This window comes from Aeromonas sp. YN13HZO-058 (assembly GCF_001921245.1).
Classification (GTDB): Bacteria; Pseudomonadota; Gammaproteobacteria; order Enterobacterales; family Aeromonadaceae; genus Aeromonas; species Aeromonas allosaccharophila.
This window is the reverse complement of the sequence record NZ_MQSY01000060.1, coordinates 129372-144426: the sequence shown is the minus strand read 5'-3', so window position 1 is coordinate 144426 and position 15055 is coordinate 129372. Positions and strand designations below refer to the sequence as shown.

15 protein-coding genes and 1 pseudogene are annotated in these 15055 nt (G+C 58.5%); 11 read left to right on the top strand and 5 right to left on the bottom strand.

The window, feature by feature from the left end; genetic code table 11:
* Window positions 1-126 precede the first annotated feature (126 nt).
* Window positions 127-1359 carry a 3-deoxy-D-manno-octulosonic acid transferase gene (locus BSP75_RS15540; protein ID WP_083617217.1) on the top strand — a complete coding sequence of 411 codons (1233 nt, stop codon included), beginning with the start codon at window positions 127-129 and terminating at the stop codon, window positions 1357-1359.
* 49 nt (window positions 1360-1408) lie between these two features.
* Here the strand turns inward: BSP75_RS15540 and BSP75_RS15535 are convergent, their stop codons facing one another.
* Entirely contained in the window at window positions 1409-1948 is a 540-nt protein-coding gene (locus BSP75_RS15535; RefSeq protein ID WP_075113801.1) for a hypothetical protein, read from the bottom strand.
* Between the two features lie 284 nt (window positions 1949-2232).
* Between BSP75_RS15535 and BSP75_RS15530 the strand changes: the two genes are divergently transcribed.
* The 6 genes from BSP75_RS15530 to BSP75_RS15505 all read left to right on the top strand — a co-directional run bounded on the left by BSP75_RS15530 (window position 2233) and on the right by BSP75_RS15505 (window position 7544).
* Window positions 2233-2949, top strand: a complete 717-nt coding sequence (locus tag BSP75_RS15530; protein ID WP_075113800.1) for a transporter substrate-binding domain-containing protein — start codon at window positions 2233-2235, stop codon at window positions 2947-2949.
* A 60-nt stretch (window positions 2950-3009) separates the two neighbouring features.
* The gene (locus tag BSP75_RS15525; protein WP_075113782.1) at window positions 3010-3831 is read left to right on the top strand and encodes an AraC family transcriptional regulator; all 822 of its coding nucleotides are present in this window, start codon (window positions 3010-3012) and stop codon (window positions 3829-3831) included.
* A 40-nt stretch (window positions 3832-3871) separates the two neighbouring features.
* Window positions 3872-4507 carry a LysE family transporter gene (locus BSP75_RS15520; RefSeq protein WP_075113781.1) on the top strand — a complete coding sequence of 212 codons (636 nt, stop codon included), beginning with the start codon at window positions 3872-3874 and terminating at the stop codon, window positions 4505-4507.
* Between the two features lie 57 nt (window positions 4508-4564).
* Window positions 4565-5695, top strand: a complete 1131-nt coding sequence (locus BSP75_RS15515) for an extracellular solute-binding protein (protein WP_075113780.1) — start codon at window positions 4565-4567, stop codon at window positions 5693-5695.
* 388 nt (window positions 5696-6083) lie between these two features.
* Complete coding sequence (locus BSP75_RS15510) at window positions 6084-6749, top strand: DUF3313 domain-containing protein (RefSeq protein ID WP_075113779.1); 666 nt, start codon at window positions 6084-6086, stop codon at window positions 6747-6749.
* A 282-nt stretch (window positions 6750-7031) separates the two neighbouring features.
* Window positions 7032-7544, top strand: coding sequence for a cupin domain-containing protein (locus tag BSP75_RS15505; RefSeq protein ID WP_075113778.1), 513 nt, complete (start codon window positions 7032-7034; stop codon window positions 7542-7544).
* Window positions 7545-7645: 101 nt separating this feature from the next.
* Here BSP75_RS15505 and BSP75_RS15500 read toward each other — a convergent pair whose 3' ends face one another.
* Window positions 7646-8146, bottom strand: coding sequence for a DUF1993 domain-containing protein (locus tag BSP75_RS15500; RefSeq protein ID WP_075113777.1), 501 nt, complete (start codon window positions 8144-8146; stop codon window positions 7646-7648).
* A gap of 311 nt (window positions 8147-8457) precedes the next feature.
* Between BSP75_RS15500 and ydfZ the strand changes: the two genes are divergently transcribed.
* Window positions 8458-8655 (top strand): putative selenium delivery protein YdfZ, encoded by a 198-nt coding sequence (ydfZ, locus tag BSP75_RS15495; RefSeq protein ID WP_075113776.1) that lies wholly within the window; start codon window positions 8458-8460, stop codon window positions 8653-8655.
* 153 nt (window positions 8656-8808) lie between these two features.
* Here the strand turns inward: ydfZ and BSP75_RS15490 are convergent, their stop codons facing one another.
* Complete coding sequence (locus BSP75_RS15490; RefSeq protein WP_075113775.1) at window positions 8809-10152, bottom strand: MATE family Na+-driven efflux transporter; 1344 nt, start codon at window positions 10150-10152, stop codon at window positions 8809-8811.
* 360 nt (window positions 10153-10512) lie between these two features.
* Between BSP75_RS15490 and BSP75_RS15485 the strand changes: the two genes are divergently transcribed.
* From BSP75_RS15485 to BSP75_RS15475, 3 genes and pseudogenes are all read left to right on the top strand, one after another.
* A complete protein-coding gene (locus BSP75_RS15485) occupies window positions 10513-10950 on the top strand; it encodes a DUF2846 domain-containing protein (protein WP_075113774.1) in 438 nt (145 codons plus the stop codon).
* Between the two features lie 212 nt (window positions 10951-11162).
* Window positions 11163-11690, top strand: a complete 528-nt coding sequence (locus BSP75_RS15480) for a transposase (protein WP_075113773.1) — start codon at window positions 11163-11165, stop codon at window positions 11688-11690.
* 108 nt (window positions 11691-11798) lie between these two features.
* Window positions 11799-12122, top strand: a pseudogene (locus tag BSP75_RS15475) (IS4 family transposase); the annotation flags it as partial.
* Between the two features lie 130 nt (window positions 12123-12252).
* On the opposite strand, the gene BSP75_RS21605 reads toward BSP75_RS15475, so the two are convergent.
* The gene (locus BSP75_RS21605; RefSeq protein ID WP_148140735.1) at window positions 12253-12543 is read right to left on the bottom strand and encodes a hypothetical protein; all 291 of its coding nucleotides are present in this window, start codon (window positions 12541-12543) and stop codon (window positions 12253-12255) included.
* Window positions 12544-12759: 216 nt separating this feature from the next.
* Window positions 12760-14931: a DNA helicase II gene (uvrD, locus tag BSP75_RS15470; protein WP_075113772.1), complete on the bottom strand. Its 2172-nt coding sequence runs from the start codon at window positions 14929-14931 to the stop codon at window positions 12760-12762.
* Window positions 14932-15055 lie beyond the last annotated feature (124 nt).

Sequence of the window (15055 nt, the reverse complement as noted above, 5' to 3'; positions counted from 1 at the left end):
TGTGGATTAATGATTGGTCTTAGTGGGCGCTACCATAACGCATTATTCGCGGCCTGTATATTTGCCGGGCTGCTGCTATCCTGGTTGTTTTCTGTTAATCAACTCCTCACCGGCGACCAGACCCAGATGCTCTACAAGGGTTACCTGGGGGCTTATGAGGGGGTCTGGCTCAGCTATGGCAATGCGGCGAGCGCGGTGGGCAATGTGCCGGGGAGTCTGTCGGCCTGGCTGATTGGCGGGCCATTGCTGCTGTGGGATTCACCTTACGCGCCCATGTTGCTGCTGCTGGCTATGCGGTTGGTCGGTTTCCTGCTGTTTGATGCGGTGATCCGCCAGGTGTTTGATGACCCTGTATTGAATGGCAATGTATTGAATAGCAATGTGGTGCGGCTGCTGTTTCTGGTGCTCTGTTGGCTCAACCCCTGGTTCCAGTACGAGAGTCTGCTCTACAACCCCTCCTATCTGTTCCTCTTCTCCGCCATGCACTGCTGGTCGGCCTGGCATATGCGCGAGCGGGCCTCCTTCTGGCACATGATCGTTCACCTGCTGGCTATCGGCATGGCGATGCAGTTGCACTACTCCTGGCCGCTACTGGCGGTGATGTCCACTTACCTCTTCTGGCGCCGCATTCTCAAGGTGAGCTGGAGCGGGGTGGTGGTGGCGGCGCTGTTGATCGGTGCATCGCTGATCCCCTATGCCATGGAAGTGATGAGCAATAGCCACATCACCCAGAACGTGGATCCCGAGGCGCGGCAGCGCTATATCGGCTGGGGGCTGGTACACGTCTATCCGGTGCTGAAATCGGTGATCTACTGGCTGCGCTACGGCTCCTGGCTGTTTGCCAGCAAGCTGGTCAACGACACCCAGTTCATCTGGCTGGCGGGGCACGAATATCTGCAACTTGCGGCAGTCTGGCTGTGGCGGGTGGTTATCTACGGGGTGGGCGCGGCGACCGTGTTGCTGGCGGCCAAGGCTAACTGGCAACTGTGGCGTGAACTCAAGCCGCGCCTGCTGCGCAGTGAGCGGGCCGAGGTGAATGGCGAGAGCTGGCTCGGTCTCTATGCGCTGGCGGCTGTGTTGGCGGTGCTGGTGAGTGCGGCGCTGTCGCCCATCATCTTCAACTACTGGCACCTGATGCTGATCTTCCCCTATGCCCTGTTCCCGATGCTGCTGTTGTTGGTGCGCTGGAGCCGTCGCTATCCGCAGTGGGTTGGCAAAGGGCTGCTGGCTGCGACCCTGTTCTGCACCGCGGTGAACCTGATTGCGGCGTGCGACAGCACCAAGTTCTCCTATCAGGCGGACTACAAAACCCAGGTGCTGGAGTATCTGCACGAGATGAAGCTGCAACCCAAGCTGTAACCCCTGGCCTGCCAGCGCCCTCGCTTTGAGGGCGCTGGCAATGGTTCACTTATTCGAAACGATCCATATGGGCGAAGTTTTTGGCTTCGGCAACCCAGCCTTCACGTCCCTGCCTGTCCCTTATCTTCACCCACCACTGGCTCTTCGGCGTGGCACCATATTTGATCTGGTTGCGCGCGTAGTCATAGTCCAGGGTGTAGGTCTTTCCCTTGTACCAGAACTGCATCGCCCCTTCCCCGAGGCTGGCCAGCGTATACAGCTGTTCGCCCGCGTTCAGCTTGAGCAGCGGGCCTTCACCCTTGTCGTTATAACCGAGCGTGACCGGTTTCAGAACTTTGACTATCCCCGGCCTCTCGACGATGACCACACCGGTAAGCCCCTCTACATTCTGGCCGCGCGGCACCTTGAACAGGGTTTTGGCGGTCAGCGAAGGCTCGGCTCTGGCGACCACCTCCTGTTTGGTGGTCCATTGCTGATAGGTGCACCCTTCAAACGGACAACCGCCCCAGTCATAGTAAGGCACGGGGGGTTTTTCATTGGCGCTGGCAGTTGCAGCAAAAAAGGACAAAGCAATCAGTAACAGTCTCATAAAGATACCGGCCAAGCGGAATGGATGAATTGAGGTGGCAATATATCCAATGAGAAAAAGCCAAGCAAAACAATGATTTTGTTGATTTCACTAACAATAGTGAGTGTGGTTGATGTCGGTGGAAATTGGGGGAAACTGTGGCTACAGAACGGCGGGAGCAGATAGCCCGCCCCTTTGCCATGTGCCATGCTGATGGCTATCAGGGCATCGGGTCGGCACTTATGGGCATCTCTCGTTCGGGTATGCGTTTGGTATTACTGCTATCGGCATTTTTTCTCCCTTTTATGACCATCAGCCAAGCCGTGGCGGTTAACGCACCACTGCGGGGATGTGTCTTCCAGCTGGCGCCACTGGTCACCATCGATCAGCAGGGCAAGGTCTCCGGGCCGGTGATCGACTACTTTCGTCGCCATATCGAACCCGCGATCGGGTGCACTATCGAATGGCAGGGGCTCAATGTGGCGCGGCTGCTCAGCAACCTCGAGAGCGGCGAGTGCGAGCTGACCCCGCTGCTGAGTTACAGTCCCGAGCGAGCTCGTCACTTTCGCTATATCGACCCCCACCTGTTGCTGCTGCGGCCGGTGCTGGTGGTACTGGTGCCATCGCGACTTCATTCGGTCGAGCGGCAGGAAGATCTCTTCGGCACCACCATCGGCTGGTCGAGTCAGGCGATCGTGCCGCCGCTGTTGCAGCATCCACAGATCCATATCGACACCCTCTCCCAGCTCAGCTGGGAGCATGGCAACATGCAGAAGTTGCTGCGCGGGCGCATCGATGCCGCGCTCTTCTCCAACGATATCTCCGCCAACCATTTTCGCGCCCGGCTCTCTGCGGTGACCCGCCTCATCTACCTTCCAGTCACTCCGCTGGAGGTGCATATCGTGCTGACCAAGTCGCTGGGGGATGCCAATCCCGAGCTGGTGCAGCACATGCGTCAGGTGGTGGAGCGGGTGCCGCTTGCCTCGCTGGTGGAGTCGACCCCGCGGCTGTGGGGGCGTTGAGAGGGGGTTGCGTGCAATAATCTACAAGTCCAACGCCCGCTTCTGGTGTATCTATAACCCATGAATACCACCGATTCCCTCATCCGCTACTGGCAATCCCCGCACCTGCCGGGGGTCGAGCTGTCGCACTCCCACCACAGGGCGTTCAGCTACGGCCGCCATGTCCATCTCGACTACCATATCGGGCTGGTGCAGCGGGGTGGCCAGAAGTTTATCCACAAGGGAAACAGTCACCATCTGGTGCGCGGGGTGCTCTCTACCGTCAACCCGGATGAGGTGCACGACGGCCTCAGCCTGCTGCCGGAAGGGTACGAGGTGCGAGTCTTCGCCATCGATCCGCAGCAGCTGGCGCTCTGGCTGCCGGAGCAGGCGGAACCCTTCTTCGACAAAGGATTGCAGAGCCGACCCGACCTTTATCAAGGCTTTGCCCAGCTGCACGGCTATCTCGACAACCCCAAGGCCGATGGCTTGCTGATCGAGAGCCAGCTGCTCGCCCTGCTGGGGGAGCTGCTGCATCTGGCCCCCGAGGTACACCCGCTGGCGGATCCCCAACTGAGATTCCTGCGCGACTACCTGATGGCCGCCCTCGATGAGCCCCACTCGCTGGAAGAGCTGGCGGGGCTGCTCGGGCTCGATCGCTTCGCCTTCCTGCGCCAGTTCAAGAAACGCAGCGGCATGACCCCTTACGCCTGGCTGAAACGGCTGCGGCTGGAGCAAGGCAAGCGGCTGCTGGCGAGCGGCATGGCGGTGAGCGAGGTGGCGCTGACGGTCGGCTTCTTCGATCAGAGTCACTTCCACCACGGCTTTCGCCAGGCATTCGGTCTGACGCCCGCCGAATTTCGTGCCCAGATGCAATCTTTTACAAGCCGCGCCCCCCGCTGATCCGCCATGCTGGCTCTCCGTCGTTAACGCGAGAGTTGTTATGCTGACCAGTCTGTTCGTTACCCTTGGCCTGATGCACCTAATTGCACTGGCCAGCCCCGGCCCCGATTTTGCCCTGATCCTGCGCACCAGCCTGCACCGGCCGACCGCCCTTGGCGCGGCGCTGGGCATCTCGCTGGCGATCATGGTACACGCCACCTTCAGCCTGACCGGGATCAGCATGCTGATCGCCAGCCACCCGCTGCTGTTTATGGTGATCAAGTGCTGTGGCGCCCTCTATCTGGGCTGGTTGGGGTGGGGCGCCCTGATGGCGGCTCGCCAGCAGAGCGGCACCGTGATGGCCAGCGCCGCCAACGAGCTACGCGGTTGGGGCAGGGGCGTGCGTGCCGGTATCGCCACTAATCTGCTCAACCCCAAGGCGCTGGTGTTCTTTATCGGTCTGCTGGCCGCCATGGTGACGCCGCAGGTGGACGGGGTGACCCGCGGCCTGCTGGTGGGCGAGCTCTTTATCATCTCCCTCTGCTGGTTCGGGCTGCTGGCGTGGAGCCTCTCCACCGATCGCGCCCAGCGCCTGCTGCTGCGGGTGCAGCGGCCGCTCAATCTGGTGACCGGCGTGTTGTTTGCGGTGGTCAGCCTCTCCATTCTGGCGAGCATGGGGGCCGAGCTGGTGGCCTGACGAGTCGGCGCATGGGCCTATACTCCATCAAGGTTTACCTGTCAGGAGTGTCCGGCCATGCGTTTACTGCCTCTTTGCTGGTTGTTGGGGATTGCCCCGGCGCTGGCGGCCCCGGTTCAGCTCAGATTGCTGGAGTGGGGCTATCTGCCAGCGGGTTATGAACAACAGTTTGCCGACTACGCCAAAGCCCATGGGGTGGAAGCGACGGTCAGCCGGATCGAGCCGCTGCTGACCGATTTTGACAGCGTCTACCGCGCCCTGCGCACCCGCAGCGCCGATGTGGTGCTGCCGACCAGCTACTTCTACAAGGCCCATCACCAACCGCTGTTCAAGCTGCTGCTCCCCATCGATTTCAGCCGCCTGCCGCACTACGCCGAGGTGAAGCCCGCCCTCAAGAACACCGAGTATGACAAGCAGGGGGAGCGCAACTACTCGGTGCCCTTCTCCTACGCCATGTTCAGCCTCGCCTACGACAGCAAACAGGTGCCGCAAGCGCCCACCAGTTGGCAGGTGCTCGCCAGCAGCCCGCCGTCGGGCCAGTTTGCCGAGTTCTGCGACCAGTTCGAACCGCTGCTGTTTTCGGTGCTGCTCTCCCTTGGCAAGTCGCCCGCCCTGTTTGCCAGCGGCGAGATGCTGGCCGACAAGACGCTGCAGCAAGAGGTGGAGCAGCAGCTCTCGCAGCGGCTACAAGCCAGCCGCGGCTTCTGGTTCAATCAGGCCAACCGCTGTGAGGATCTGCGCCAGCAGACCTTTGCCACCACCTGGGGGTTGGAGCTGGTGGAGTGCAACAAGCAGAACGACCAGCAGTGGCGGATCGCCATGGTGCAGGAGGGAGCCATCTATGCCCTCGATGCGCTCTCCATCGCCCGCCATGCTGGCGATGATCCCGCACGGCTCAAGGCCGCCTACCTGCTGGTGGATTTTCTGCTGAGCGCCCCGCTGCAACGCCAGATGCTGGTGGGCACGCCCACCATCTCGGCCAGCAATGTCGGCTCCCGTCCGCCCCTCAGCCCGCAGGAGCAGGCGGTGCTGCCGGATCGCCCGCTGCCGGAGTTTGATGAGCGGCTGCTGGTGCCCGCGCTGCCTGCCCATATCAAGAATCGCTACAAACGGATGGTGCAGCAGGCGATCGTCGCCAGCGGCAAAGAGGGGCTGGTCAAGCAGTGCCCCTGGGATCTCGATAACTGATCCGTGGGTCTGCCGCGTGTCCGGCGGCAGGCCTGTTTGCGCAGGATGGCTGGTGATCGGTCATCGTGCGTTCCGAGGCATTCCCCGTTCAATCCCGCCGCTTGCTGACCTGCATCGTTTGACAAAACAGAACGCCTGCCACAGCTTCATTTAGCTGGATTAAACAACCGAACCCTCGCCGGATCGCCGCCCATACCCTGCCCGACCCTGTACAAAAGTGCCGCAATTGTGACAACTTGGATGTGAGCTGAACAATCTTGATCTGTCGCTTGTGAGAAGGTGGCGAATAGGTTATTTCTCTGTGACATTGGCGGCTTCCAGTACGGGATCTCCAGCCATGTGGTGCGAAATCCACAGCAAAAACAAACAGTAAAATGCAGGAGCAAATATGAAAAAGGTCGTGATGGTTGCCGTGGCTGCGGTCCTTCTGGGTGGCTGCGCCGTCAAAAATCAGGTCTCCTACAGCTTGCAGTCACTGCAAACTGTTCCCTTCAGCGCCTTCCAGCCGAGCGAGAGCAACCCCAACCAGCGCGTCTACAAGGAGCCCGGTACTGACCTGCGCCAATACAATGAGGTGCTGCTCGATCCGCTGCAGTTTATCCGTCAGGAGAATGGCCAGTGGTATCTGCTGACCGCCAACGACCAGAACCAGATTGGCCGCTACTACCACGACACCTTCCAGCGCGAGCTGCTCAAGCACGGTGTCAAGATCGCCACCGCCCCCGGCCCTAAGGTCATGCGGATCCAGGCTGCCGTCACCAACTTCGACCTGACCCGCCCCGATCCCAAGCTGCGTGACCTGCTGCCCGCCAAGATCGCCATCAACGTCACTCGTGAAGTGATTGGCAAGGAGCCCTACCTGCTCAAGGTGGGCAGCATGGCGCAACTGCTCGACTCCCAAAGCGGCAAGCTGCTGGTGCGGGTGATGGATGCCCGCGAAAGCCCGGACACCACCCACAAGGATTCGCCCATCACCGCTGAGGAGATGGAGAAAATGATCGATCAGTGGGCGGCCAATCGTGCCAAACAGCTGGCGGACAATCTTGGGAAATAAGAGCGGCAAATAAGAGTGGAAAGTAAGCATCGGTAAACGGGTGCAGACAGATCGAGAGAGGGAGCCAGCGGCTCCCTCTTTGTTGTCTGCATTTTTGTCCGCCCCGCTGTCGCTGGCATGGCCGCACAGCCCTTGCAGGATGGGAATCGGCCCGCAGCCGAGTCCGCCTTTTTGCCGTCAGCTGAGGAATGCTGCGCCCGCCGATTTCTGCTTTTCTCCCCCGCATTTTGGCAGTTAGGATGACCCTTCCGTGACCGCATCCTCATAGCATAAGGAACCACTATGACCCGTCACCCCAACATCAAACATTGGCGCGAGCTGCAAGACGCGGAGCCGGGATCATACCCCGGCAGCGAGGAGCGGATGTCCCTCGGCAGCGCGCTGGGCAGGCACTTCGGCTTTGGCCGCATCGGCATTCACCACGAGATCGTCGAACCCGGCCATCGCACCAGCTGGCCCCACGCCGAAAAGACCGAGGACGAGTTTGTCCACGTGCTGGAAGGGACGCCGGATGTCTGGCTCGATGGCGTGCTCTATCGGCTGCAACCGGGGGATTCGGTGGGTTTCAAGGCTGGTGACGGGCTGGCCCACGCCTTTATCAACAACACGGATGAGCCGGTGCGGCTGCTCTGCGTCGGTGATAGGGATCGCGCCGACAACCGCATTCACTACCCCCAGCACCCCGAGTACAACCGCCAGATCGGCAAGCGCCACTGGGACGATGTGCCCGCGCGCGAGCTGGGGGATCACGATGGCCTGCCCGACAAACTGCGCGAGTGCAACGGCCCCTTCTAGGGCGTAGCCATTCTGCGCTCCAGCCCTGCACCACCCGATATAAAAAAGCCTGCCGCGTGGCAGGCTTTTGCTATCTGTTTGCCGCCTGTGGCGAGCGGCGCTTATTGCAGGTTGAGCCCGCCCAGATAGTCGCGCTTGCCGAGATCGACCCCGGCTTGGCGCAGCAGGGCGTAGGCCATGGTGAGGTGGAAGTAGAAGTTGGGAATGCCGTACTCATGGACGCAGGTATGGCCATCCATCCCCTTGCCGCCCGCCCAGTGGGGCACGTAACGACCGCTGGCATACTGGCTGTAGTCCGCCTCCAGCTTGCCCTGCAGATAGCTGATGGTCTTGCCGATATGGGCGCGCAGATCCGCCATGGTCTTGGGGTCATCCCCCAGCACCGGCAGCTCGCTGTGGCTGGCGGTGGCCACCACGGCGCGGGCCGAATCGCAGCAAATCAACACCTGCTTGCTGAGCGGTAACATATCGACGATCAGCCGTTCGCCGAAGAAGTTCTCCACGTTGAACTGCTTCGCCGCGGCATGGGCCTCGGCCTTGGCCAGACAGTGGTCGAGGTTGGTCAGCATCTTGATAAACTGGGCGGTAATGTCGCGATTCATGAACACTCTCCATCTTGTTGAAACAGCGGCCCGCTTGCGCGGCCACGGTGAATGAGATTGGCTAATCGGCCACCAATATACTCCAACCACTGCCGGGTTCGAGCCCGCCACGACGAAAAGGGCAGGGGGGCGCTACTTCGCGCGACAACCGCTGGCCAAGCGGCCATGCTCGCTTTTTGAACCTGTGAGTCCCTTATCGCCCCTTTTTTGATCTGTGACATAAATCACCTTTTTTCAGGGGCGTAGGCTGAATGCCGTTGTCCTGGACACACGCCTGCGCATCCGCCAGGACACAAGAAAAGGAGAATGACATGAAGATCTATGACCGTAACCGCAATGTGCTGAACCTGGGTCAGCGCGTGATGATTGCCGCCACTGGCGCAGTCGACTTTCTGAAAGAGGCCCACACCGACCACATGACCCCCTATCAGGCGGAGCATGAGAAGTGCGTGCTGCTGGCAAACTCCGGTGAGCGCTACGCCCCCATCGAGTTGATTAGACTAGGCTGATCCCTTTCCCTGTCACCCTACTCTTTACAATTCACCCGGCCACCGCGCCCCATCTGGCGGCCGGGTTTCTGAGTTCCCTTCCTCTATTGCCCACTCTGATATTGCATCGCCTCAAGCCGGTTTGAGCCGATCTGCTTTAGCAACATACATGGCCTAGACTGCGTAATTTTCTTGCCGGATGTGCCGGTTGTAGAGCCATCCGGTCACCAGCGTGTCCACGGCAATGCCACACCCAAAGAGAATCGCTATGCCATCGAGTGATGGCGTCAACCAGCCTTGTAGGTAGCACACATAGGCGGTGCCATAGACGATGACGTTGGTGATCACCGATTGAATGGCCAAATAACGGGTTTGTCCCTGGCCATACAAAACGCTATCCATGCAGGTGTTGAACATGAACAGCATGTAAAACGGCAGCGAAAGCAGGATCAGGTGAAGGTGCTGGGTGAGCGCTGTGTTGAGGATGTTTCTGATGAACCATTCATAACACGGTGAGAGGAGAATCCATGCAATTGCAATCAGGACGCAGGTGGTGAAGTAGCCAAGCATTTTGTCCCAATGCGGTAGCTTGTTTCCTTGTGACACATCTTGCTTGATGAGATCTGCCATCGGTAAAAACGGAAGCAGCAACCATCCCCATATAAAGCTGTTGGCAACCCAGAATGTCCCTTGTTCTTCGACAACATTGACCATTCTGATGATGAAAATGAGGAAGAAAGCATTCCGTATCAATGAATCCACACCGCTCCATTTGCCAACCCGGAACCACTCCCGCATCCATCCGAAGTCGGCTTGCACATGCAAGTCAGCAGAGGTGAGTCGGTATTTCTGCCTGACAACCCCGAGTGCATAAACGAGGGTGCAGATGCTTGCCACTATGTTGCTGTACGCGATGCCGTTGACCCCTAGCCGGAAGCTAAATTCCAGCTGGCTGAGCAGGAGTGTATCAAGGGTGACACTGACCAGAAGCTGGATGGCAAGAACGGTATACATGGCGCGGCGCCAGTCTTGCAGGACGAAGAATATGGTCAGGAAGCGAACCGCATTGAAGAGAGTCGTGCCAATCATTTCGAGACGTATATAGTCCACGGTGGCCGCAACTTGCTCCGGGCTTTGAGCCATAGCCTGCACCAGTGGCATAGCGAAGAGAGCAATGAGACCCGTAAAGAGGGAATAGATCCCGACGGTGACAATGAGGCCTGTTTTGAGCTTGTTCAGTGTGGCGTCACGCTCATGGAGTGTTTTTCCCAAGAGATAGAACAACGGCAGAATCAGCGCTTCCTGCACAACCTCCAGCCCCAGATTGACCCAGGCCAGCTGGCTTGCAATGTTGACTCCCCACTCTGTCGGGAGATCGCCAAGGTAGTAGATCCGCGTGGTGTTATAGATGGTCGGCAAAGCGGCTGTGATCAAAAGCGCCAAGTAGAGCGGCCAATTGATCCTGCTTAGAGATGCACGGGTTCTTATCGCCAGTCGGCTGGCTTGGGTGTGATTCATAAATCCAGTAGGCACTGATAATCCTTGGCGATGTCGTCGATGTGCAGATATTGCTCTGCTTACAGAGAGGTGCTGGGGTGAATATCGAAACATATTCGGATGAGCGCGTCATTAAAAACCAGTCCAACCCGCCGGATGGATACGGTTGAAAGACAAGATAAATCAATGTGTTCTGCTTTTGCTGCCTGTCAGGTTTGAGGGCAGTAGCCGACTTGGCGAGAGGGATGGCAGTGGCAGGAGGAGGCAGTAAAATGCTGGAAAATTGAACCGGGTCACACCCCGACCGATTTGAGCGATTGTCAGCCAGAGCAGGCCCATGCGAACCTTTAAATCCCGTTAACTCACTAAACAATAACGACTATGTTCAGGCAAATAATGATGAGTGCCGCCCTGCTGTCGGCGGCGCTGCTTTCCGGTTGTGCTTCCGTACCTATGGCCGATGCCACCGCAGACACTCAGGCCAAGCAGTTTGTGGCGCCCAAGGATGCGGCCAACCTCTATATCTATCGCAACGAGACCTTCGGTGCGGCGATCAAAATGCCGTTGCTGGTGGATGGTATGGCGGTCGGCGACACCGTGGCCCACAGCTATATCCTCAAGCAGGTGACACCGGGCAGCCACACCATCACCTCCAAGTCGGAGAACGATGCCACCCTGACCCTCAGCACCGAGGCGGGTAAAAACTACTACGTCTGGCAGGAGGTCAAGATGGGCCTGTTGATGGCCCGCTCCAAGCTGAGTCAGGTTAGTGAGGAGGAGGGCAAGCAAGGGGTGATGGAGAGCAAGTTGGTCAAGTGATCAGAAATCCTCACCTAACAAATACGGCGTAGCCTTACCAGCTACGCCTTTGCCCGAAAGTGGGTGTTCCAGATTTCCTGTCCATGTAGGTTCGATTAGCGAAGCGTAATCGGACGATCGCGTAATCGAACATCCGCACCATCACAACCCGCAAGCAGATCGACGTGAGGCAAGACTATGCTTGGCTTTTCGGTCTCAACGAGGGGAAAAGGATGGCCAATTGGCGGCGGGCATGGTGGCCCGGAGGAACCTGGTTCTTTACCGTCAACCTGCTGGAGCGACGCAACAACCGGTTGCTGGTGGAGCAGATCGATCTGCTGCGTCAAAGCGTTGCCAAGGTGCAGCAGGCTCACCCCTTCGCCATTCACGCATGGGTGGTGTTGCCCGACCATCTCCACTGCATTCTCTCTTTACCGGAGGGGGACACCGATTTCCCCCTGCGTTGGCGGCTGATCAAAAGCCACTTTTCCCGCGCCCTGCCGGTCAATGAGCGGCGCAGCCAGACCCGGTTACGCCACGGGGAGCGGGGCATCTGGCAGCGCCATTATTGGGAACACCTGATCCGGGATGAGCAGGATTACCGCCGCCATATGGATTACGTCCATATAAACCCGCTCAAACATGGTCATGTCACCCGGGTGGCCGATTGGCCGTATTCCACCTTCCATCGTTATGTAGCGAGCGGCGTCTATCCGCCGGATTGGTGTGGGTCGGTGGATGGGGTGGGGGGATTGGAGTAAACCCCTAAAGGGTTGTTCCGTTGTAAGCGTTCGATTACGCGAACGTCTTACGCGATCGTCCGATTACTCGATCGTCCGATTACGCTTCGCTAATCGAACCTACGGCCCTGCCGTTGGCAGGTGGAGTTGTTATTTAAAGAGTGGAAATCGCACAACCGGCTCAAGGGGTTTGTGACGGGGGAGAAAGCCATCGCCGAGGGATTGGTGTGGGCGAGCCTGCTGTCGCTGGTGATGAAAAGACGGGTCGCGCAAAGTGTGATGACAGGGAAGCTATCGATGTTGAAAGCGTCAAAGAACAGTACGACATGGTGGTTGCCGCTATTGGAAGCAGTGGCCCATAGGGCACTGACAGAAATAAGGGAAAGACTGGAATGGGCAGCTGATTATTTGGCCAAGAACGCTTGCCGAACCAAGCAGAGAAAATCGATATAGAACAGGACCTTGGAGGGAGTTTTAAAGGAGCTCAATGCTTAAGGTCCTGTATATGAATCGAACCTACGGCCCTTTTCTCTAGTAAAGCGGCCATATAGTGTCGAAAATATTTTTATATCTAAAACCTAGATTACTTGCCTGTATAACTTAATACAATTGAAATCATCAGTAATAGTCCAGTAAAAAATAAATACGCTTTGGCAAAGTCATAAGCGATCTTAACCAAACGAATAGAATTGGAATTAATAATGTGACCGAGACACATGGCAATAACTGCCAGAAGAGCACTACCCGTTAATAAATGAAGAGGAAAATAACTACTACTATCTTTATCTTCATGGAAAAGCATACCAAGCGGTACGATTGCCCAAGCTATGACAGCTAAAAAAACAACTATTAATGATTTCCAATAGTGGCTCATGACAATCTCAATGTTTGGTTAATGGCGTACTGAAGCCTAAGACCATAGGTTCGCATAGTGTAGTGTATTCGGCATGAGTGTAATTGAGATTATCCCAGCCCGTAGGTTCGAATAGCGAAGCGTATTCGGACGATCGCGTATTTAACGTTGTCGCGATAACGAATATAAAAATCAACCCGGCTTAGGCCGGGTTGATTGCATCAAGAACGGGAAAAATCAGAGCGCTTCCAATCTGGCATACGCCGTCACCAGCCACTTGGCGCCGACGTCGTCGAACTGGATCTGCACCCGGCTCTGCTGGCCGACCCCTTCGAAGTTGAGTACCACCCCTTCGCCGAATTTCGGATGGAGCACCCGCTGGCCGAGCTTGATGCCGCTGGCGTCGAAGCTCTGCTGCACCTCGTTCTGGCTAAAGCGGCCGTACTGGGTGGGGCGGCTGACCTGAGTGCGCAGTCGGATCTCTTCCAGACATTCGGCGGGCATTTCGCGGATAAAGCGGCTCGGCTTGTGGAACATCTCGCGGCCGTAGATGCGGCGGCTCTCGGCATAACAGATGTAGAGCTTCTCCATGGCGCGGGTCATGCCGACGTAACAGAGGCGGCGCTCCTCTTCCAGCCGGCCCGACTCCTCGGTCGATTGCTGGCTGGGGAACATCCCTTCTTCGACGCCGACCAGCAGCACCAGCGGGAACTCCAGCCCCTTGGCGCTGTGCAATGTCATCAGCTGCACCGCATCGGCATATTCGTCCGCCTGATTCTCGCCGGACTCCAGCGCCGCATGGGCGAGGAAGGCGGAGAGATCGCTCATATCCTCCAGCTCGTCCGGGCGCTGGTACTGGCGGCAGGCGGTGACCAGTTCGTCCAGGTTCTCTACCCGCGCCTGGGATTTCTCGCCCTTTTCCGCCAGATACATCGCCTTGAGGCCGGAGTTCTGGATGGCGATATCCGCCTGCTGGTGCAGCGGCAGCAGGGAGACCTGCTCCTCCAGCGCGTCGATCAGATCCACAAAGCCGCGCACCGCGTTACCGGCGCGACCGGTCAGCACCTTGTCATTGAGCAGCGCCTTGGCCGATTGCCACAGGTTGAGCCCCTGATCGCGGGCGTTGCCGCGCAGGATCTCGAGGGTGCGATCGCCGATGCCGCGGGTCGGGGTGTTGACCACTCGCTCGAAGCTGGCGTCGTCGCCACGGTTGTTGATAAGACGCAGGTAGGCCATGGCGTCCTTGATCTCTTGCCGCTCGAAGAAGCGCAGGCCGCCGTAGATGCGGTAGGGCATGGCGTCCTGCATCAGCGCCTCTTCAAGCACCCGTGACTGGGCGTTGGAGCGATAGAGGATGGCGCAGTCGGCCAACAGGCCGCCCTTTTCCTTCCAATCCTTGAGGCGGCCGACCACGAAGCGCGCTTCGTCCACCTCGTTGAAGGCGGCGTAGAGGGAGATCGGCTCGCCCTCGGCCCCTTCGGTCCACAGCTCCTTGCCAAGGCGCTCGGCGTTGTTGGCGATAACGCTGTTGGCGGCCTTGAGGATATTGGCGGTGGAGCGGTAGTTCTGCTCGAGGCGGATGGTCTCGGCGCCCTGATAGTCGGTCAGGAAGCGCTGGATGTTCTCGATCTTGGCGCCGCGCCAGCCGTAGATGGACTGGTCATCGTCGCCGACGATCATCACCTTGCCGCTGTTGCCCGCCAGCATCCGCAGCCAGGCGTACTGGATGCCATTGGTATCCTGAAACTCGTCCACCAGGATGTTCTGGAAGCGGTCGCGGTAGTGCTCGAGGATGTGCGGCTTGTTCAGCCACAGTTCGTGGGCACGCAGCAGCAGTTCAGCAAAGTCCACCAGACCGGAGCGATCGCAGGTCTCCTGATAGGTCTTGTAGATCTGCTGATAGGTGCGGGTGACGGGATCGCCGTAGAGATCGATGTCGCCGGGGCGCAGCCCTTCATCTTTCTTGCCGTTGATGTAGCCCATCACGGCGCGCGGGGCCCAGTGCTTCTCGTCGAGGTTGAGCGCCTTGATGACGCGGCGAATGAGGCGGTACTGGTCGTCGGAGTCGAGGATCTGGAAATCCTGCGGCAAGCCCGCATCCAGATGGTGGGCCCGCAGCAAACGGTGGGCGATACCGTGGAAGGTGCCGATCCACATGCCGCGCACGCCGTCGCCGATCACTTTCTCGACCCGGCCGCGCATCTCGGCCGCCGCCTTGTTGGTAAAGGTGACCGCGATGATGGAGAAGGGTGAACAGCGTTCCACCTGCATCAGCCAGGCGATACGGTGCACCAGCACCCGGGTCTTGCCCGAACCGGCACCGGCCAGCACCAGCAGATTGCTGCGGGGCGCCGCAACGGCATCTCTTTGCTTGTCGTTGAGCCCGTCGAGCAGGGTTGAAACGTCCATCACCACTCCTGTTTATTTATACAGGCGGGGATTATACGGCCATCCCCCTGCCAGACCAAATCCAAACTCGGGGGGAGGGGCGAGATGGGTGCTTGCGGGGGCGCCGGTACGGCCATTTTTGGCT

Excerpts from the sequence above, each read along its gene's own strand:
- BSP75_RS15520 (WP_075113781.1), top strand. The coding sequence starts at position 3,872 with ATGCTGACCAGTCTGTTCGTTACCCTTGGCCTGATGCACCTAATTGCA.
- BSP75_RS15505 (WP_075113778.1), top strand. The coding sequence starts at position 7,032 with ATGACCCGTCACCCCAACATCAAACATTGGCGCGAGCTGCAAGACGCG.
- BSP75_RS15490 (WP_075113775.1), bottom strand. The coding sequence starts at position 10,152 with ATGAATCACACCCAAGCCAGCCGACTGGCGATAAGAACCCGTGCATCT.
- BSP75_RS15535 (WP_075113801.1), bottom strand. The coding sequence starts at position 1,948 with ATGAGACTGTTACTGATTGCTTTGTCCTTTTTTGCTGCAACTGCCAGC.
- BSP75_RS15510 (WP_075113779.1), top strand. The coding sequence starts at position 6,084 with ATGAAAAAGGTCGTGATGGTTGCCGTGGCTGCGGTCCTTCTGGGTGGC.
- BSP75_RS15540 (WP_083617217.1), top strand. The coding sequence starts at position 127 with ATGCTCTACAAGGGTTACCTGGGGGCTTATGAGGGGGTCTGGCTCAGC.
- BSP75_RS15485 (WP_075113774.1), top strand. The coding sequence starts at position 10,513 with ATGTTCAGGCAAATAATGATGAGTGCCGCCCTGCTGTCGGCGGCGCTG.
- BSP75_RS15525 (WP_075113782.1), top strand. The coding sequence starts at position 3,010 with ATGAATACCACCGATTCCCTCATCCGCTACTGGCAATCCCCGCACCTG.
- BSP75_RS15500 (WP_075113777.1), bottom strand. The coding sequence starts at position 8,146 with ATGAATCGCGACATTACCGCCCAGTTTATCAAGATGCTGACCAACCTC.
- BSP75_RS15530 (WP_075113800.1), top strand. The coding sequence starts at position 2,233 with ATGACCATCAGCCAAGCCGTGGCGGTTAACGCACCACTGCGGGGATGT.
- uvrD (WP_075113772.1), bottom strand. The coding sequence starts at position 14,931 with ATGGACGTTTCAACCCTGCTCGACGGGCTCAACGACAAGCAAAGAGAT.
- BSP75_RS15480 (WP_075113773.1), top strand. The coding sequence starts at position 11,163 with ATGGCCAATTGGCGGCGGGCATGGTGGCCCGGAGGAACCTGGTTCTTT.
- BSP75_RS21605 (WP_148140735.1), bottom strand. The coding sequence starts at position 12,543 with ATGAGCCACTATTGGAAATCATTAATAGTTGTTTTTTTAGCTGTCATA.
- ydfZ (WP_075113776.1), top strand. The coding sequence starts at position 8,458 with ATGAAGATCTATGACCGTAACCGCAATGTGCTGAACCTGGGTCAGCGC.
- BSP75_RS15515 (WP_075113780.1), top strand. The coding sequence starts at position 4,565 with ATGCGTTTACTGCCTCTTTGCTGGTTGTTGGGGATTGCCCCGGCGCTG.